The organism is Streptomyces sp. NPDC085946 (genome assembly GCF_044540485.1).
Classification (GTDB): Bacteria; Actinomycetota; Actinomycetes; order Streptomycetales; family Streptomycetaceae; genus Streptomyces.
In genome coordinates this window covers 759,873-778,056 of sequence record NZ_JBITSF010000001.1, presented here as the reverse complement: position 1 = coordinate 778,056, position 18,184 = coordinate 759,873, and the positions used below count along the sequence as shown (strand labels likewise).

Sequence of the window (18,184 nt, the reverse complement as noted above, 5' to 3'; positions counted from 1 at the left end):
CCGGTGCCACCACCGGAGGCACCGCGTGCCGACTTTCTGGCGATCGGCAAGTTTTCACCCTCAACCCTTTGATCGATCATCGATCAGGGAGTTACAGTCGCCGACGGGCCACGCGGCGCCAGCCGCACGGTGCCACAGCACCAGAGCCTCACGCCCTGTCCTGCCAAAGACCAAGGGCACCCCCGAACCCTTACCGATGAGGGAACCCCCTTCGACTGAGGAAGGCGGCGACATGACCGACCCCCACGCCATCCAGCCGAGCGAGCTCGACCAGCTCCCGGACCGCGACCCCGAAGAGACCGCCGAATGGCAGGCCTCGCTGGACGCGGTCGCCAAGGCGGCCGGCCCGCACCGTGCCGCGTACCTGATGCGACGCACGCTGGAGCGCGCGGAGGGCAACGGCGTGCCGCTGCCGAAGCTCCTGGAGACCGACTACGTCAACACCATCCCCACCGCCGCCGAGCCCGCCGTGCCCGGTGACGAGGAGATGGAGGCCCGGATCACCGCGTGGAACCGCTGGAACGCGGCGGCCATGGTGACCCGCGGCAGCAAATACGGCGTCGGCGGCCACATCGCCACCTTCGCCTCCGCGGCCTGGCTGTACGAGACCGGCTTCAACCACTTCTTCCGGGGCAAGGAGGCCGACGGCTCGGGCGACCAGCTCTACATCCAGGGCCACGCCTCCCCCGGCATCTACGCCCGCGCCTTCCTCGACGGCCGGCTGAACGAGCAGCACCTCGACAACTTCCGCCGGGAGTCGGGCGGCAACGGCCTGCCCTCCTACCCGCACCCGCGCCGCCTGCCCTGGCTGTGGGAGTTCCCGACCGTCTCCATGGGTCTGGGCCCGCTCTCCGCCATCTACCAGGCGCGCTTCAACCGGTACCTCACCAACCGCGGCATCAAGGACACCTCCGCCTCGCACGTGTGGGCGTTCCTCGGCGACGGCGAGATGGACGAGCCGGAGTCGACGGCGGCCCTCGCGCTCGCCGCGCGTGAGGAGCTGGACAACCTCACCTTCGTCATCAACTGCAACCTGCAGCGCCTCGACGGCCCGGTGCGCGCCAACTTCAAGATCGTGCAGGAGCTGGAGGCCCAGTTCCGCGGCGCCGGCTGGAACGTCGTCAAGACGCTGTGGGGCTCGGCCTGGGACGAGCTGTTCCGGCTCGACACCACCGGCGCGCTCGTACGCCGCCTGCGCGAGGTGCCGGACGCGCAGATCCAGACGTACCAGACCCGTGACGCGGCCTACATCCGCGAGGACTTCTTCGGCAAGGACCCGGCGCTCGCCGAGATGGCGAAGCTGCTGAGCGACGACAAGATCCTCGAGGTCTTCCACTTCTCCCGCGGCGGTCACGAGCCGCGCAAGGTGTACGCGGCGTACCGGGCGGCCCTGGAGCACAAGGGCGCGCCGACCGTGATCCTGGCGCAGACCGTCAAGGGCCACACCCTCGGCGAGGGCTTCGCGTCGAAGAACGCCAACCACCAGATGAAGAAGCTGACGGTGGACGAGTTCAAGGCGATGCGCGACCGTCTCGGCCTGCCGATCAAGGACAGCGACTTCGTCGACGGCGTGGTGCCCTACGGCCACCCGGGCGCCGACTCCCCCGAGGTCCGCTACCTCCAGGAGCGCCGCGCCGCCCTCGGCGGCCCCGCCCCGGCCCGCCGCGTCCACCCGGTCGCCCCGCTGCCCGCGCCCGCCGAGAAGGCCTTCGCCTCCTTCGACAAGGGCTCCGGCTCGCAGAACGTGGCCACCACCATGGCGTTCGTCCGCCTGATCAAGGACCTGGTGCGCGACAAGGAGACCGGCAGGCGCTGGGTGCCGATCGTCCCCGACGAGGCCCGCACCTTCGGCATGGAGTCGCTCTTCCCCTCCCTCGGCATCTACTCGCCCAAGGGCCAGACGTACGAGCCGGTCGACCGCGACCAGCTCATGTACTACAAGGAGGCCAAGAACGGCCAGATCCTCAACGAGGGGATCACCGAGGCCGGTTCGATGGCCGACTTCATCGCCGCCGCCACGTCGTACGCGACGCACGGCGAGCCGATGATCCCGTTCTACATCTTCTACTCGATGTTCGGCTGGCAGCGCACGGCCGACCAGATGTGGCAGCTCGGCGACCAGCTCGGCCGCGGCTTCCTCGTCGGCGCCACGGCCGGCCGCACCACGCTGACCGGCGAGGGCCTCCAGCACGCCGACGGCCACTCCCCCGTCATCGCCGCGACCAACCCGGCCGCGCTGACGTACGACCCGGCCTTCGCGTACGAGGTGGCGGCCATCGTCAAGGACGGTCTGCGCCGGATGTACGGCGAGGCGGCCCCGGGCGAGGACCCGGACGTCTTCTACTACCTGACCGTCTACAACGAGCCGCTGCCGCAGCCCGCCAAGCCGCAGGGCCTCGGCATCGACGAGGGCATCGTCAAGGGCCTGTACCGCTTCAACACGGCCGAGTCGGCGGGCATCACCCCGCCCGCGAACGCCCCGCGCGTCCAGCTCCTCGGCTCCGGCACGGCGATCCACTGGGCGCTCAAGGCGCAGCGGATGCTCGCCGACGAGTGGGGCGTGGCCGCCGACGTGTGGTCCGCGACCTCCTGGAGCGAGCTGCGCCGGGACGCGCTGGAGGCCGACGCGGCGCTGCTGCGCGGCGAGGAGCGGGTGCCGTACGTCCGCCAGGCGCTGCAGGGCGCCGAGGGCCCGGTGCTGGCGGTCTCCGACTACATGCGCCAGGTCCCCGACCAGATCGCGCAGTGGGTGGAGCAGGACTGGTCCTCGCTGGGCGCCGACGGCTTCGGCCTGTCGGACACCCGTGAGGCGGCCCGCCGCCACTTCGGCGTGGACGCCGAGTCCATCGTCGTCGCGGCCCTCGCCCAGCTCGCCAAGCGCGGCGAGGTCAAGGCGACGGCCGTGAAGGAGGCCCGCGAGAAGTACGGCCTGTAAGGGCCGGAGCAGGTGAGGGGGGTACGGCGGTCGCCGTACCCCCCTTCGCTGTCGGTGCGGCCCGGCATGATGGCCGCATGCGTGCTGCCCGACTGATCAAGATGGTCCTGCTGCTCCAGTCCCGGTCCCCGATGACGGCCGCCGAGCTGGCGCGGGAGCTGGAGGTGTCCGAGCGGACCGTCCTGCGGGACGCCCAGGCGCTGTCGGAGGCGGGCGTGCCGGTGTACGCGGACCGGGGGCGGGCCGGCGGGTACCGCCTGATCGGCGGGTACCGCACGCGGCTGACCGGGCTGCACCGGGGCGAGGCGGAGGCGCTGTTCCTGTCCGGGGTGCCGGGGGCGCTGCGCGAGATGGGGCTGGAGGACGCGGCCTCGGCGGCCCGGCTGAAGGTGTCGGCGGCGCTGCTGCCGTCCCTGCGGGACGCGTCGAGGACGGCGGCGCAGCGCTTCCACCTGGACGCGCCGAGCTGGTTCCGGGAGCCGAGGACGCCCGAGCTGCTGCCGGCCGTCGCGGACGCGGTGTGGGACGACCGGCGGATCACCGCCCGCTACCGGCGGGGCGGCGCGCGGCCGCAGGAGGCCGACGGGGCCGGGGCGCCCCGCGGCGCGGGCTCCGGTGACGCGGCGGACGAGGTGGTGCGCGAGCTGGAGCCGTACGGGCTCGTGCTGAAGGCCGGTGTCTGGTACTTGTGCGCGCGGGTCGCCGGGCGGGAGTCGTTGCGGGTGTACCGGATCGAGCGGTTCACGGCGGTGGAGGCCGGCGAGGAGCGCTTCGAGCGCGATCCGGAGTTCGACCTGCCCGCCTTCTGGGAGGAGCGGGCCGAGCAGTTCGCGCGGTCCCTGCTGCGGGCCGAGGTGGTGGTGCGGCTGTCCGAGGCGGGCGCGCGCGCCCTGCCGCACGCCGTCGGCCCGCCGTCCGCCCGGGAGGCGCTGGCCGCCGCGGACGGCCCGGACGCGGACGGGTGGGTGACGGTGACCGTCCCCGTGGAGTCCGAGGAGGTCGCCCACACCCAGCTCGCGGCGCTCGGGCCGGAGGTGGAGGTGCTGGCGCCCGCCGGTCTGCGGGCGCGGTTCGCCGAGGACGCGAGACGGCTGGCGGCGCTGTACGGCCCGTGACGGTCCGCCGCACTCCGGGTGCGTCCGCCGGGGTGCGTCCGCCGCCTCCAGGGCCGATGCTGGACCCGTGATGGACGAGACCGAGTTCTGGGAGCTGGTCGACGACACCCGCGAGGCCGCCGAGGGCGACCCCGAGGAGCAGGCGGACCTGCTCGTGGCGCGGCTCCTGGAGAAGGATCCCGAGTCCGTCCTGGACTTCGCCCGTCACTTCGAGGTCCGCTACAACCGCGCCTACCGCTGGGACCTGTGGGGCGCGGCCTGGGTGCTGCTCGACGGGGCGAGCGACGACGCCTTCGACTTCTTCCGGTGCTGGCTGATCGGCCAGGGCCGCGAGGTCTTCGAGGGCGCCCTGCACGACCCGGACGCGCTCGCCGACCTGCTGGAGGAGTTCGACGAGGAGATCGACGGCGACGGCGAGGAGCTCGGCTACGCCGCCGACGAGGCCTACGAGCAGCTCACCGGCACGGTCGCCCCGGATCTGGACGTCGCCCCCGCCCCGGCGGAGCCGGAGGGCACCCCCCTGGACCTGGAGGACGAGCGGCAGCTCGCCGAGCGCTATCCCCGGCTCTGGGAGCGTTTCCGGGGCTGACGGGGCACCGGGCCGCGGCCGCGGCCGGGACGCGCCGCCCGCGCACCCGCGGCGCCCGGTCCCCGGACGGCTCACGCGGCCGGCCCGGTCACACGGCCGATCCGGTCACACGGCCGATCCGATCACACGGCCGGTCCGTCACACGGCCCGGTCACGCAGTCGACCCGGTCACACGGCCGATCCGGTCACGCGGCGGCCCGGTCACACGGTCCGGCGGCGGGTGCCCTCCGCCCGGAGGTACGCCTGCGTCCGGCCGGCCCGCACGCCGTGGTGCAGGGGTGCCGCGTTGGCCTGGTCGAGGGCGGACGCGGTGACCGCGGCCGGTCCGAGGACGACGGCCGCGACGGCGCGGAGGACCGCCCAGGGGCCGTGCGCGTCGCGGTCCCGCCCGGCCGCCCGCCGCGCGCTCCGGGTACCCGTGCTGCTGTTCATGTTCCCCACCTCCGGTCGGCTGACGGGGACGACCGTAGGACGCGGTCCTGCGAGGAGCCTGCGGCCCGGCTGTGGCGTTCCTGTGGGCCGTGCGTCCGGCCCTGCAGGCGGGCCGCGAGCCGCCTGATCTCCGGCAGGCGGGCCCGCAGGGCCGCGCCGGGGCAGCTGGTCATGAAGGCGTCGTCGTGGCCCGTGACGGCGGGCAGCGTGACCGTGGTGCCCCGCGCGTAGCGGCTGTGGGCGTTGCTGGAGACCAGCCGGACGCCCGCCCGCGGGTCGATGCCGCCCAGGCCCAGCTTCCAGGCGGCGACCGCGGCGATCGCGCGGGTCATCGCGGGCGGCACGGCCACCCCCTCGGTGAAGGTGCCCAGGGCGGCGATGCCGGTGGTGCGGTGGTTGAAGCCCTGGGTGTGGGCGCCGGTGACGGGCCGGTCGGTGCCGCCGGCGCGGCCCTCGTAGACGGTGCCGCAGCGGTCGACGAGGAAGTTGTAGCCGATGTCGTCCCAGTCGCGGCCGCCGGTCTGGCCGGTGTACAGGCCGCGGATGATGCCGGGCGCGTCGGCGCAGTCGTAGCCGTTGGGCGAGTCGGTGTGGTGGACGAAGACGGCGACGACCCGGTCGTCGTAGCGCGGCGGCGGCTGGTCGCGGGCGGCGTCGCCCAGCCAGGCCGCGCGCGGCGCGATCCGCGGCCGGGGGGCCTGGTACGGGGCCGTCGCCGTGTGCGCGGTGCTCCGGCGGCCGGAGGGCTCGGCGGCCCGTTCCACGCCGTACGCGCACAGCACCAGTGCGACGGCCGCCGACAGCCCGGGCAGCACGCCCAGCGCGGTCGCCGCGGTGCGCGGCATGCGGGGGACCGCGCGCGGGGCGCCGGCCGCGCGGGGTATGCCAGGTGGTCGGGGGGCGCGGCGCTCGCGCGCTCCCCGCGGTCTTCGGACGACACGCATGGACCCACTGTCGGCCGGATCCGGTCCGTCCGCGATGTGTGCTGTGCCACCTGGTGGAACCATCGTCCGGGTCCGCGGCGTTTTTCGGATGCACGTGCGTGCGACGGCTTCCGGCGGGCACGCGTGCGGGTGGCTGATCACCGGGCCCGTCCCCCGCGTACACAGGGGTCCGAGGAGAAAGGCGGCGGTGCGTGGACCTGCTCGACATCCTGCTGTTGCTGGTCATCGTGGCCTACGCGGCGTCCGGCTACCGGCGCGGGCTGGTGGCCGGCTGCGTCTCGCTCGCCGGGTTCGTGGGCGGCGCGGCCGTCGGCGTGTGGATCCTGCCGTGGGTGATGACCGCGGTGGACCCGGGCACGACGGCGGCGACGGTGACGGCCGTGCTCACCGTGCTGCTGCCGGCCGTGGTGGGCCACGAACTGGCGGGGCGGCTGGCGCTGCGGCTGCGGCGGGAGCTGGACCGGGGGCCGCTGCGGGTCGCCGACGGGGTCGGCGGGGCCGCGGCCAACGCGGCGGCCGTGCTGATCGTGGCCTGGGTCGCCGCGAGCGTCCTCGGCGCGTCCTCGTCCGCGCCGGTCACCTCGGCCATACGCGACTCGCGGCTGCTCGGCGCGGTGCAGCAGGCGATGCCGGACACCACCCCGGCCTGGTTCTCGCGCGCCACCTCGGCGCTGACGGAGGCGGGCTTCCCGCAGGTCTTCAACCCCTTCGAGAACGAGTCGACCGCCGAGGTGGCCCGCCCCACCGGCGACAGCGTCACCCCGGCCGCGACCGACGCCGCCAGGCTGAGCACGGTGAAGGTCGAGGGCGCCGCCGGCACCCAGGGCCGCGAGGGCAGCGGCTTCGTGTACGCGCGGGAGCACGTGATGACCAACGCGCACGTGGTGGCGGGCATCGACGAGCCGACCGTGCGGGTCGGCGGGGTGGGGCGGTCGTACGAGGCGCGGGTGGTGCTGTTCGACCCGCGGAAGGACGTGGCCGTGCTGTACGTCCCGGACCTCGCGGCGCCGGTCCTGCGGTTCGACGACCGTGCCGAGCGCGGCGCGCGGGCGGTCGTCGCGGGCTATCCGCAGGACGGCGACCTGAACCTCCAGGCGGCGACGGTGGCGAACCGGGTGCGGGCCACGGGCCAGAACATCTACAACGACGGCACGGTCACCCGCGAGATCTACTCGATCCGCTCCACCGTCCGCCCCGGCAACTCCGGCGGCCCCCTGCTGACCACCGACGGACGGGTGTACGGCGTGGTGTTCGCCCGCTCCACCTCGGACGCCGAGACCGGCTACGTGCTGACCGCGGCCGAGGTCGCCTCCGAGGCCGAGCGCGCGGCGGACGCGACGGCGCCGGTGGACACGGGCGAGCTGGTCACGTCGTAGGCCGCTCGGGGCGCCTCACAGGAACATGCCCATGGAGACGTCGTCGACGTAGGCGCCGTCGAGGAGGAACTCCTCCGGCAGGACGCCCTCCACCACGAACCCCTCGGACTCGTAGAGCCTGCGGGCCGCCGTGTTGTGCCCGAGGACGCGCAGCGTCAGCCGGCGCGCGCCGCGCCGCCGGGCCTCCTCGCGCGCCGCCCGCAGCAGCGCCCGCCCGACGCCCGCGCCGCGCGCCTCCCGCGCGACGACCAGCCCCTGGATCTGCCGGACGTGGGCGTTGCAGGGCAGCGGCGTCGGGAAGCCCAGCTTGAGGTAGCCCGCGACCACGCCGCCGATCTCGGCGACGAGGTGGTCGCGCGGCTCGGACCGCTCGCCGAAGAAGGACGGGTACGGCGGCTCGGGGCGCGGCTGGACGGAGTGCAGCGTGGACCACTCGGCGCGGTCCAGGCGCCCCAGCGTCTCGTCGTCGTCGGGCCGTGCGGGGCGTATGTGCGGTACGGGCATGCCGGCCACCCTACGACGGCCCGCCGGGGCGCCTTTCGGTGATCGGCGGGCGGTCGCGGGCAGGATGGGCGGCATGGAACGGATCCGAATCGCGGTGGCCGGCGCGTCCGGTCTCATCGGCAGCGCCCTGGTGCGGTCCCTGACCGCGGACGGACACGAGGTGGTGCGCCTGGTGCGCGGCGCGCCCCGTTCGGCGGACGAGGTGCGCTGGGACCCGGAGGGCGGCTCCGTCGACCCGGCGGCGCTCGCCGGATGCGACGCGGTGGTGAACCTGGCGGGGGCCGGGGTCGGCGACCGGCGCTGGACGGAGGAGTACAAGGCCCGGATCCGCACGAGCCGGGTGCACGGCACGGCGGCGCTCGCCGGGGCGGTGGCCGCCCTGGACCCCGGCGAGCGGCCGCGGGTCTTCGTCAACGGCAGTGCGGTGGGCTACTACGGCGAGACCGGCGACCGGGCCGTCGACGAGAGCGCGCCGCCCGGCGAGGGCTTCCTGCCGGAGCTGTGCGTGGAGTGGGAGGGCGCGGCGGCGCCGGCCCGGGAGGCGGGCGTGCGGACGGTGTTCGCACGGACCGGGCTGGTGGTCTCCCGCGACGGCGGCGCGTGGGGGCGGCTGTTCCCGCTGTTCCGGGCGGGACTGGGCGGGCGGCTCGGCGACGGGCGGCAGTACTGGTCGTTCATCGCGCTGCACGACGAGGTCGCCGCGCTCCGGCACCTGATCGACCGTGCGGACCTGTCGGGGCCGTTCAACCTCACCGCCCCGCGGCCGCTGACGAACCGTGAGATCACCGCCGCCATGGCCCGGGTGCTGAACCGGCCGGCCCTGTTCAGCGTCCCGGCGCCCGTCCTGCGCGGCGTGCTCGGCGAGATGGCCGGGGACGTGCTGGGCAGCGCGCGGGTGCTGCCCGCCCGGCTGCTGGAGTCGGGGTTCCGGTTCGCGTTCCCGGAGATCGACGACGCGATCCGTGCGGCGCTGGGATAGCCGAGGGACCGTATGCGACCGTCGTGCGACCGTGCCCTGCCGATGCGCGACTCCCCCTGACCGTCCGGGCACCTACGCTCGACCGGAACTCGGGTATCCCAGGAGCCCGTTGGGGGCATCACGTCTCCAGCGCCGGCACAACCTCGAGGAGGGGCACGTGCTTGAGCCCGCGTATCAGGCCGACGTCGTCGTGGTGGGGGCCGGGGTCGCCGGACTCTCGGCGGCGCACCGGCTGACCAGCGCTGGAGTGACGACCGTGGTACTGGAGGCCGCCCAGGGCGTGGGCGGCCGGATGGCGACCGAGGAGGTCGACGGCTTCCGGCTCGACCGGATCGGGCGGCTGCTGACGGCGCCGTCGGCGTTCTGTCCCGGTCCCCGGCTGACGCCCGCGCTCGGCGGGCTCGCGCTGCGCGCCTTCGCGCCCGGCGTGCTGCTGCACAGCGGCGGCCGCCACCACCGGGCGGGCGCGCGGACGGGCTCGCGGGGCGCACTGCACGCGGTGCGGGCCCTGGCCGGCGCCCCGCGGCCGGCGGCCGCGACACGGGCGGCCCGGGGGCCGGCGGCCGTGCCGGGGCGGCCGGTCTCCGTGCCCAGGAGCCGGTCCGGGGCCCCGCTGGGCACCGGCCTGGACCAGGCCCGGCTGGGCGCCGCGCTGACCCGGCTGGCGGGCACGCCCGTCGACCGGCTGATGGCCCGCCCGGAGCTGCCCGCCGGGCAGGCCCTGGCGGCCCGCGGGCTGCCCGCCCGCACCGTCGACGGCTTCCTGCGCCCGCTGCTCGCCGCGCTGCTGTGCGACCCGGACCTCACCACCTCCAGCCGCTGCGCCGACCTGGCGCTGCGCGCCTTCGCGGGCGGGCGGCTGTGCCTGCCGGAGGGCGGCGCGGGGGCCCTGCCGGAGCTGCTGGCGCGCACGCTGCCGCCGGGCACGGTGCGCACCGGGGTCCGGGTCACCGCCGTCTCCACCACCGCGGTGAGCACCGCCGAGCACGGCGAGATCCACTGCCGTGCGGTGCTCCTGGCGACGGACGCGCGGGCCGCCGCCGAGCTGCTGCCCGGCCTGCGGGTCCCGGACTTCCACCCGGTGACGGTCGTGCACCACACCACGGACGACCCGCCGGCGACCGGGGCGGCCCTGCTGCTCGACGCGGACCGGGGCGGACCGGTGGCGCACACGGCGGTGGTCAGCCGCGTCGACCCGTCCCGCGCCCCCGCGGGCCGCGCCCTGGTCTCGTCGACCGTCCTCGGCCCGCCGCCGCCCGACGTCGACACCGCCGTGCGCCGGCACCTGGCCCGCCTGTACGGCACCTCGACCGCACGCTGGGAGACCCTGGCCGTGCACCACACCGCCGAGGCCGTCCCGGCCATGCGCCCGCCGCACGACCCGCGCCGCCCGGTACGGCTGATGGCGGGCCTGTACGTGTGCGGCGACCACCGCGACACCAGCACGGTGCACGGCGCGCTGCACTCGGGCCACCGCGCCTCGGCCGCGATCCTGGCCGACCTGGGCACGACCGGCTCCCGGCACCTGTCCGACCCGCTCCCCAGCGTCCCGAGGGCCGCCTGAGGCCCCCGCCGGACGGCCCGGCCCCCGCCCGTCAGTTCAGGGCCGCGACCTTCTCGCGGTAACTGCGCACCGGTGCCGCGTCCTTGTACGGCTCCAGGCGGCGCTCGAAGTCGCGGACGTACTCCACCGCCCGGACCGACCGCATCTCCGCCGCCTGCCCGGCCGCCTCGGCGGCCAGCTGGCAGGCCTGGTCGAGTTCGCCGAGGCCGAGGCGGGCGGTGGCGAGGACGACCCGGCAGAACAGGCGGCTGCGGGCGTAGGAGGGGGCGCGCAGCTGCAGGGAGCGTTCCGCGTGCTGGGCGGCGGCGCGGAACTGCTGGAGGTCACGGTGGCAGTGCCCGAACTCGTCGGCGAGCTGCGCCTCGTCGAAGAACCGTGCCCAGTGCGGCACGTCGTCGCCCGGCCGCGCGGTCTCCAGGGCGCGCTCGGCGCGGACCAGCGCGGCGGTGCACGCCCGCACCTCGCCGAGCACCCCGTGCCCGCGCGCCTCGGCGGCGTGCAGCAGCGCCTGCGCGACCGGCGGCACGGAGGTCCCGACGCCCTGCTGGGCCACCCGGGCGAGCTGCACGGCCTCCCGCCCGTGGCCAAGGTAGACGGCCTGCCGGCTCATGGTGACCAGCACGTACGCGCCGTACGCCCGGTCCCCGGCGGCCTGGGCGAGCCGGAGCGCCTGCACGAAGTACCGCTGGGCGAGCCCGTGCGCGGCGATGTCGTACGACGTCCAGCCCGCGAGCCGGGTCAGGTCGGAGGCGGCCGCGAAGAGCCGGCGGCCGGTCTGCTCGCCGTAGGTGCCGCGCAGCATCGGCTCGCACTCGTGCTCCAGGTAGCGCACCAGGGCCTGCCGGGCGTGGCCGCCGCCGTAGGCGTCGTCGAGGGTGCGGAAGAGCTCCCCGACCGAGCGCAGGGCGGCGATGTCGCCGCCGGTGACCTTCTGGCCGGGGGCGCGGTCGGTGTGGCCGCGGGGGCGGGGCGGGAGCGGCACCGCGCCCTCGGCCGGCGCCGCGGGCGCGGGCCGGACGGCGGGGCGGCCCTGCGCGGGGACGCGGGTGAGGGCCGGCTCGCCGCGGGCCACCTTGTCGTCGGGGCGGCCGATCAGCCAGTCCCGGCTGGGCACGACGAGCCCCGCCGGGGTGAAGGCGATCTTGCGCAGTTCGGCGTGGCTGCCGGAGTCCTTGCGCCACAGGCCGCTGACGATGTCGACGGCCTCCTCGGGCGTGGCGGCGAACTCCAGGCCCGCGTAGACGGGGGCGCAGGCGTCCAGGCCGAGGTCCTGCGCGGTCAGGCGGCGGCCGAGGCGGCGGGTGAAGACCTCGGCGATCAGCGCCGGTGTGGTGCCCCTGGGCTGCTGCCCGCGCAGCCAGCGGGTGACGGAGGTCTTGTCGTATCTCAGGTCCAGGCCGTGTTCGAGACCGAGCTGGTCCACCCGACGGGCGAGTCCCGCGTTGGAGAACCCCGCTTCTGCGATGAGCGCGGCGAGCTGGCGGTTGGGGGTGCGCTGCGCGGGTCGTTCCGTCATCTGCGGTGCGGTCTCCTGCCTTCCGTGCTTGCGAGGTGCCCGGAGCGCCTGTGAGCAGCCCTTTTGATCTCGCGGACGGCGCGAATGTAGCGGAGAGTGAGCACCTGGTCGCACACTTCCGCAGGCATTCATCCGATCGTGTGAGGATTGACCGCAAGGCTGACGGGGACGGCCGGCCGAAGGCGGGGCGACCGCCGGAGGACGGGCGGCCCGGGACCGGTCGTACAGTGGCGTGGGCGCGCTACGCGCCTTACGACCTTCTAGGGAGGCGCTTGCCGTGAGTGAGTTGCGGTTCGTCCGCATGGGTTTCGGTGCCGAGGCCGTGGACTACCAGGCGGCCTGGGACGAGCAGCGCCGGGTGCACGCGGCGCGGTTCGCCGACGAGGTGCCCGACACGGTCCTGCTCGTCGAGCACCCCCCGGTCTACACGGCCGGCCGGCGCACCGCGGACAGCGAACGCCCGCTGGACGGCACCCCGGTCATCGACGTCGACCGCGGCGGCAAGATCACCTGGCACGGCCCCGGCCAGCTGGTGGGCTACCCCATCCAGAAGCTCCCGCGCCCGGTGGACGTCGTGGCCCACGTCCGCCGCCTGGAAGAGGCCCTCATCCGCACCCTGGCGGAGTTCGGCCTGGAGACCACCCGGGTCGAGGGCCGCAGCGGCGTGTGGGTGCTGGGCGACCCGGTCGAGCAGCGCCCCGCGCTCGGCGGCCTGTCGCTGGACTTCGACCCCCGGCTGCACGACGACGAGTTCGACCCGCGCCTGAACGGCCCGGAGTACGCGCCCTCCAACGCGGGCCAGCGCCGCGAGGACCGCAAGATCGCCGCGATCGGCATCCGCGTGGCCAAGGGCGTCACCATGCACGGCTTCGCGCTGAACGTGAACCCGGACAACTCCTGGTTCGACCGGATCATCCCGTGCGGCATCCGCGACGCGGGCGTGACCTCGCTGGCGGGCGAGCTCGGCCGGGACGTCACGATCGAGGAGGTGCTGCCGGTGGTCGAGCGGCACCTGCGGGACGTCCTGGAGAACGCGGAGCTCAAGCCGCGGGAGATCGAGGCGGCCCCCGCCTAGGCCCGGCGCCCCGGGGGGGGGGGAATGCACCCCCACGGCCGGGGGTTGGCCCACGCGCAGGGCCGTACACACCACGGGCGTACTCTGGTGTACGCCGAAGAATCGAAGTAGGGAGCCGACGTGTCCGCAGTCGCACCCGACGGACGCAAGATGCTGCGCCTGGAGGTCCGCAACAGCCAGACCCCCATCGAGCGCAAGCCCGAGTGGATCAAGACCCGGGCGAAAATGGGTCCCGAGTACTCCAAGATGCAGAGCCTCGTCAAGAGCGAGGGGCTGCACACGGTCTGCCAGGAAGCCGGCTGCCCGAACATCTACGAGTGCTGGGAGGACCGCGAGGCGACCTTCCTCATCGGCGGCGACCAGTGCACCCGGCGCTGCGACTTCTGCCAGATCGACACCGGCAAGCCCGAGGCCCTCGACCGCGACGAGCCGCGCCGCGTGGGCGAGTCCGTGGTCACCATGGACCTGAACTACGCCACGATCACCGGCGTCGCCCGCGACGACCTGGCGGACGGCGGTGCCTGGCTGTACGCCGAGACCGTGCGCCAGATCCACCAGCAGACCGCGGGCCGCGAGGGCGGCCGGACCAAGGTCGAGCTGCTGGCCCCGGACTTCAACGCGGTCCCCGAGCAGCTCGCGGAGGTCTTCTCCGCCCGCCCGGAGGTCTTCGCGCACAACGTCGAGACCGTCCCCCGGATCTTCAAGCGCATCCGCCCCGGCTTCCGCTACGAGCGCTCCCTGAAGGTCATCACCGAGGCCCGCGACTTCGGCCTGGTCACCAAGTCCAACCTGATCCTCGGCATGGGCGAGACCCGCGAGGAGGTCAGCGAGGCGCTGAAGCAGCTGCACGAGGCCGGCTGCGAGCTGGTGACCATCACGCAGTACCTGCGCCCGTCCGTGCGCCACCACCCGGTGGAGCGCTGGGTCAAGCCGCAGGAGTTCGTGGAGCTGAAGGAGGAGGCCGAGCAGATCGGCTTCTCCGGTGTGATGTCCGGCCCGCTGGTGCGCTCCTCGTACCGCGCCGGGCGCCTGTACCAGATGGCCGTCGAGAAGCGCGGTACGTACGTGGCGGCCCAGGCCGTCTGAGCCGGGGCAACCCGTCCTGGTACCCCGTCGGCGATTAGGGCATGCGTGTGAATTCGCGCACAAGCACCTACTCGCCGGTAGCGACCGATACGACGCGGTCCTGACCGTCCTCGCAGATGAGGGCGTACGTCAGGGCCGCGTCGGCGTTCCCCGGCCGCGCACCCGGGTTTCATGGGCGTTTGACCGGTCGGTCACGCCCTGGTAACACCAGTCAGTGACCCTGGCATCACGCCACGTACCCGTACCCGCCGTAACCGAGGGGGGACCTCCACCATGCAGGCCGCGCCGGTTCGCGCCACCGCGATCCCGTCCTTCACCACCGCACTGCGCGCCGTCGAGTCGCTGCTGATGAGCAGCGGCCAGCGCACCGCCCGCCGCAACGCCTGGACCTCCGTGCTGGAGGACCGCCGCCGCGCCAAGGACCGGGTCGAGGCGCAGCGCGTCCTCGACCAGACCCTGTCGGTCCGTCCCTGACCCGCCCCCGGGCGGCCCGCGCGGGCACTGCCGTCGTCGGCGCCCGCGGGGCCACGTAGACTTCGTGGCATGGCGAGGAAGGAAACCGCAGCGGACGCTGCGAACCCCGGGCGACTGAAGCAGATCGCTCTGACCTACAAGATGACCCGCAGGGCCGACAAGAAGATCGGTCTTGTGCTCGCGGCTGTCGGAATCGTCACCTTCGGTGTCTTCCTCGCGATCGGTTTCTTGATCGGTCACCCCATCTATCTCGGCATCCTGGGCCTGCTGCTCGCCTTCCTCGCGACGGCGATCGTCTTCGGGCGCCGGGCCGAGCGGGCGGCCTTCGGGCAGATGGAGGGCCAGCCGGGCGCCGCCGCGGCGGTGCTCGACAACATCGGCCGGGGCTGGACGACCACCCCCGCGGTGGCGATGAACCGCAACCAGGACGTGGTGCACCGCGCGGTCGGCAAGGCCGGCATCGTGCTGGTCGCCGAGGGCAACCCGAACCGGGTGAAGTCCCTGCTCGCCGCCGAGAAGAAGAAGATGAACCGGATCGTCGCCGACGTCCCGGTGCACGACCTGATCGTGGGGACCGGCGAGGGCCAGGTGGAGCTGAAGAAGCTCCGCACCACCATGCTGAAGCTCCCCCGCGTCCTCACCGGCCCGCAGGTCACCGCGACCAACGACCGGCTGCGCGCCCTGGGCGACCTGATGAGCAACATGCCGCTGCCGAAGGGGCCGATGCCGAAGGGCATGAAGCTGCCGAAGGGCGGACCGCGGGCCCGCTGACGGCCCGCACCGCCGCAGGACATGACGAAGGGGCGCCCGGATCACTCCGGGCGCCCCTTCGTCATGTCCTGGCGGGAGTCGCCGTGTCCTGCGGGAGCCGCCGTGCGCCGTGGAGATTCGCCGCGCCCCGCGGGAGAGGAGCTACATGCGGACCTCGACCGTGCGGGCCAGCCGGTCGTGCAGGCCGCGGCCGTCGCGGTCCCAGATCAGCGCCGGGACGGCGAGGCACAGCAGGACCGAGCGGAGCAGGGCGCGCAGCGGGTTCACGCGGCCGGTGTCGACGGCGAGCACCCGCAGGCCGAACAGGCGCTTGCCGGGCGTGAAGCCGACCGTGCCGACGGTGAGCACGCTCAGCACGAAGAAGATGAGCAGCGCCCAGTTGCTGGTCGCCTGGTCGTAGCCGTGCGTGAGGAGACCGTATGCGATCAAGAGGCACAGGCCCCAGTCGACGGCGAGCGCCCCGAGCCGGCGGCCGGGGCGGGCGATGGAGCCCGGTCCCTCCTCCGGCAGACCCAGCCGCTCACCGCGGTACCCGAGGTCGGCACCGGCGTCCTCGATGGCCGCGCGCGGTCCGGAGAGCCACGATCCGATTGCTTGCCTGTTGTCCACCCGTCCACGGTACTGCGCCCCCTCATGCCCGGGGGACGCCGGGGTGCGTCGGGGCTACCGTGGGAGGTGGGCCGGTTAACTTGTGCGAAACAAATGGGTCACGCCCGAGAAATCACCCGTCCCTAGGGTCGGAGTCAGCGTGTGCCACCCGCACTGGCCGCACGAACGATTACCACCCCGGCGGGACGGTCGGGAGTAGGAGGAGCTGGATGTTCCAGAACGCCGACGAGGCCAAGAAGTTCATCGCGGACGAGGACGTCAAGTTCATCGATGTCCGCTTCTGCGACCTGCCGGGCGTGATGCAGCACTTCACGATCCCGGCCACGGCGTTCGACCCGGACGAGGAGCTCGCCTTCGACGGATCGTCGATCCGCGGCTTCCAGGCCATCCACGAGTCCGACATGTCGCTGCGCGCCGACCTGTCCACCGCGCGGGTCGACCCGTTCCGCCGGGACAAGACGGTCAACATCAACTTCTTCATCCACGACCCGATCACCGGCGAGCAGTACTCCCGTGACCCGCGGAACGTGGCGAAGAAGGCCGAGGCCTACCTCGCCTCCACCGGTATCGCCGACACCGCGTTCTTCGGCCCCGAGGCCGAGTTCTACGTCTTCGACAGCGTGCGCTTCAAGACGTCGGAGAACGAGTCGTTCTACCACATCGACTCCGAGGCCGGCGCCTGGAACACCGGTGCCCTGGAGGACAACCGGGGTTACAAGGTCCGCTACAAGGGCGGCTACTTCCCGGCCCCGCCGGTCGACCACTTCGCCGACCTGCGCGCCGAGATCTCCCTGGAGCTGGAGAAGGCCGGCCTGCAGGTCGAGCGCCAGCACCACGAGGTGGGCACCGCCGGCCAGGCGGAGATCAACTACAAGTTCAACACGCTGCTCGCCGCCGCCGACGACCTCCAGCTCTTCAAGTACATCGTGAAGAACGTCGCCTGGCGCAACGGCAAGACCGCGACCTTCATGCCGAAGCCGATCTTCGGTGACAACGGCTCGGGCATGCACGTCCACCAGTCGCTGTGGAGCAACGGCGACCCGCTGTTCTACGACGAGCAGGGCTACGCCGGCCTGTCGGACACCGCCCGGTACTACATCGGCGGCATCCTCAAGCACGCCCCGTCGCTGCTGGCCTTCACCAACCCGACGGTGAACTCGTACCACCGCCTGGTGCCGGGCTTCGAGGCGCCGGTGAACCTGGTGTACTCGCAGCGCAACCGCTCCGCGGCCATGCGCATCCCGATCACCGGCTCGAACCCGAAGGCCAAGCGCGTCGAGTTCCGCGCGCCCGACTCCTCCGGCAACCCGTACCTCGCCTTCTCGGCCCTGCTCCTCGCGGGCCTGGACGGCATCAAGAACAAGATCGAGCCGGCCGAGCCGATCGACAAGGACCTGTACGAGCTGGCTCCCGAGGAGCACGCGGGCGTCCCGCAGGTCCCGACCTCCCTCGGCGCGGTCCTCGACTCCCTCGAGGCCGACCACGAGTTCCTCCTCCAGGGCGACGTGTTCACGTCCGACCTGATCGAGACGTGGATCGACTACAAGCGCACGAACGAGATCGCTCCGCTGCAGCTGCGTCCGCACCCGCACGAGTTCGAGCTCTACTTCGACGTGTGACCGAACCGGCTCACCGCGTTCCGGGGCCGCCTCCCATCAGGGGGGCGGCCCCGCCGCCGTGTGGGCCCGATCCGCTTCCCCCCCGCCCGCCGCGGGCGAGCATCATGGGGTGGGGACGGCTGTTCGAAAGGGGTCACGGGGATGTCCGGACGGGACGACGACGAGCGGGAGTTCGACCTGCGGTGGGCGGACGAGGCCGCGCACAAGGAGCCGTCCGCCCGGGCCCGGATGCTCGCCGCGCGCTGGAAGGACCGGCCGCCGGGGCCGGTGCCGTTCCGGGCCGCACCGGAGCACACGGGGTCCCGCCTCAGCCGGTCGCGCCGCCCGGGGTCCGGCCGCCGGTCGCCGTGGAGGTCGACGGCCCTGGTGCTGACCTGCCTGGCCGCGCTGATCGTGCTGCTGGGCTGCCTCGACATCCGGCCGCCCTACTAGGGTCTGTCTGACCATTCCCGCCTGTCTCGCGACGCCCTCCGGGTGACGACGGGAAGGGTCAGACAGCCCTTGGAGCGCTCCGGCCCGGTCGCGCCGGTCGGTAATGGAGGCGACCGGCCCGTGCCGTGCGTCCTACGATCGCCGCTGGAACGGCGGGCCGGGCG

At 73.9% G+C, this 18,184-nt stretch carries 17 protein-coding genes; 12 read left to right on the top strand and 5 right to left on the bottom strand.

Going from position 1 to position 18,184, the window contains the following annotated elements:
* Nucleotides 1–232 precede the first annotated feature (232 nt).
* From aceE to ACIF8T_RS03455, 3 genes are all read left to right on the top strand, one after another.
* The gene (gene aceE, locus ACIF8T_RS03465; RefSeq protein WP_400030652.1) at nt 233–2,935 is read left to right on the top strand and encodes a pyruvate dehydrogenase (acetyl-transferring), homodimeric type; all 2,703 of its coding nucleotides are present in this window, start codon (nt 233–235) and stop codon (nt 2,933–2,935) included.
* Nucleotides 2,936–3,012: 77 nt separating this feature from the next.
* Nucleotides 3,013–4,050: a helix-turn-helix transcriptional regulator gene (locus ACIF8T_RS03460; RefSeq protein ID WP_400030650.1), complete on the top strand. Its 1,038-nt coding sequence runs from the start codon at nt 3,013–3,015 to the stop codon at nt 4,048–4,050.
* Between the two features lie 70 nt (nt 4,051–4,120).
* The gene (locus tag ACIF8T_RS03455) at nt 4,121–4,639 is read left to right on the top strand and encodes a DUF4240 domain-containing protein (protein WP_400031474.1); all 519 of its coding nucleotides are present in this window, start codon (nt 4,121–4,123) and stop codon (nt 4,637–4,639) included.
* Between the two features lie 201 nt (nt 4,640–4,840).
* Here ACIF8T_RS03455 and ACIF8T_RS03450 read toward each other — a convergent pair whose 3' ends face one another.
* Entirely contained in the window at nt 4,841–5,071 is a 231-nt protein-coding gene (locus tag ACIF8T_RS03450; protein ID WP_400030648.1) for a hypothetical protein, read from the bottom strand.
* Entirely contained in the window at nt 5,068–5,916 is an 849-nt protein-coding gene (locus tag ACIF8T_RS03445) for a peptidoglycan recognition protein (protein WP_400030646.1), read from the bottom strand. The genes ACIF8T_RS03450 and ACIF8T_RS03445 overlap by 4 nt, the downstream gene beginning before the upstream one ends.
* Before the next feature lie 290 nt (nt 5,917–6,206).
* Here ACIF8T_RS03445 and ACIF8T_RS03440 point away from each other — a divergent pair, with 290 nt between their 5' ends.
* Nucleotides 6,207–7,391: a MarP family serine protease gene (locus ACIF8T_RS03440; protein WP_400030644.1), complete on the top strand. Its 1,185-nt coding sequence runs from the start codon at nt 6,207–6,209 to the stop codon at nt 7,389–7,391.
* Nucleotides 7,392–7,406: 15 nt separating this feature from the next.
* On the opposite strand, the gene ACIF8T_RS03435 is transcribed toward ACIF8T_RS03440, so the two are convergent.
* Entirely contained in the window at nt 7,407–7,895 is a 489-nt protein-coding gene (locus ACIF8T_RS03435) for a GNAT family N-acetyltransferase (protein ID WP_400030642.1), read from the bottom strand.
* 73 nt (nt 7,896–7,968) lie between these two features.
* Between ACIF8T_RS03435 and ACIF8T_RS03430 the strand changes: the two genes are divergently transcribed.
* Both ACIF8T_RS03430 and ACIF8T_RS03425 read left to right on the top strand, forming a co-directional pair.
* Nucleotides 7,969–8,874, top strand: a complete 906-nt coding sequence (locus ACIF8T_RS03430) for a TIGR01777 family oxidoreductase (protein WP_400030640.1) — start codon at nt 7,969–7,971, stop codon at nt 8,872–8,874.
* 157 nt (nt 8,875–9,031) lie between these two features.
* Entirely contained in the window at nt 9,032–10,438 is a 1,407-nt protein-coding gene (locus ACIF8T_RS03425) for an NAD(P)/FAD-dependent oxidoreductase (RefSeq protein WP_400030639.1), read from the top strand.
* Between the two features lie 31 nt (nt 10,439–10,469).
* Here the strand turns inward: ACIF8T_RS03425 and ACIF8T_RS03420 are convergent, their stop codons facing one another.
* On the bottom strand, nt 10,470–11,954 hold the full coding sequence (locus ACIF8T_RS03420; RefSeq protein ID WP_400030637.1) for a regulator: 1,485 nt from the start codon (nt 11,952–11,954) through the stop codon (nt 10,470–10,472).
* A gap of 277 nt (nt 11,955–12,231) precedes the next feature.
* On the opposite strand from ACIF8T_RS03420, the gene lipB reads away from it, so the two are divergent.
* The 4 genes from lipB to ACIF8T_RS03400 all read left to right on the top strand — a co-directional run bounded on the left by lipB (nt 12,232) and on the right by ACIF8T_RS03400 (nt 15,360).
* Nucleotides 12,232–13,029 carry a lipoyl(octanoyl) transferase LipB gene (gene lipB / locus ACIF8T_RS03415; RefSeq protein ID WP_400030635.1) on the top strand — a complete coding sequence of 266 codons (798 nt, stop codon included), beginning with the start codon at nt 12,232–12,234 and terminating at the stop codon, nt 13,027–13,029.
* A gap of 120 nt (nt 13,030–13,149) precedes the next feature.
* Nucleotides 13,150–14,115: a lipoyl synthase gene (gene lipA / locus ACIF8T_RS03410; RefSeq protein ID WP_400030633.1), complete on the top strand. Its 966-nt coding sequence runs from the start codon at nt 13,150–13,152 to the stop codon at nt 14,113–14,115.
* Between the two features lie 273 nt (nt 14,116–14,388).
* Nucleotides 14,389–14,589 (top strand): hypothetical protein, encoded by a 201-nt coding sequence (locus tag ACIF8T_RS03405; protein WP_400030631.1) that lies wholly within the window; start codon nt 14,389–14,391, stop codon nt 14,587–14,589.
* Between the two features lie 69 nt (nt 14,590–14,658).
* The gene (locus ACIF8T_RS03400) at nt 14,659–15,360 is read left to right on the top strand and encodes a DUF4191 domain-containing protein (RefSeq protein WP_400030629.1); all 702 of its coding nucleotides are present in this window, start codon (nt 14,659–14,661) and stop codon (nt 15,358–15,360) included.
* Nucleotides 15,361–15,501: 141 nt separating this feature from the next.
* Here ACIF8T_RS03400 and ACIF8T_RS03395 read toward each other — a convergent pair whose 3' ends face one another.
* Nucleotides 15,502–15,969 (bottom strand): RDD family protein, encoded by a 468-nt coding sequence (locus ACIF8T_RS03395; RefSeq protein ID WP_400030627.1) that lies wholly within the window; start codon nt 15,967–15,969, stop codon nt 15,502–15,504.
* Between the two features lie 209 nt (nt 15,970–16,178).
* Between ACIF8T_RS03395 and glnA the strand changes: the two genes are divergently transcribed.
* On the top strand, nt 16,179–17,588 hold the full coding sequence (gene glnA, locus ACIF8T_RS03390) for a type I glutamate--ammonia ligase (RefSeq protein ID WP_400030625.1): 1,410 nt from the start codon (nt 16,179–16,181) through the stop codon (nt 17,586–17,588).
* Between the two features lie 141 nt (nt 17,589–17,729).
* Nucleotides 17,730–18,020: a hypothetical protein gene (locus tag ACIF8T_RS03385; protein WP_400030623.1), complete on the top strand. Its 291-nt coding sequence runs from the start codon at nt 17,730–17,732 to the stop codon at nt 18,018–18,020.
* Nucleotides 18,021–18,184: the final 164 nt, after the last annotated feature.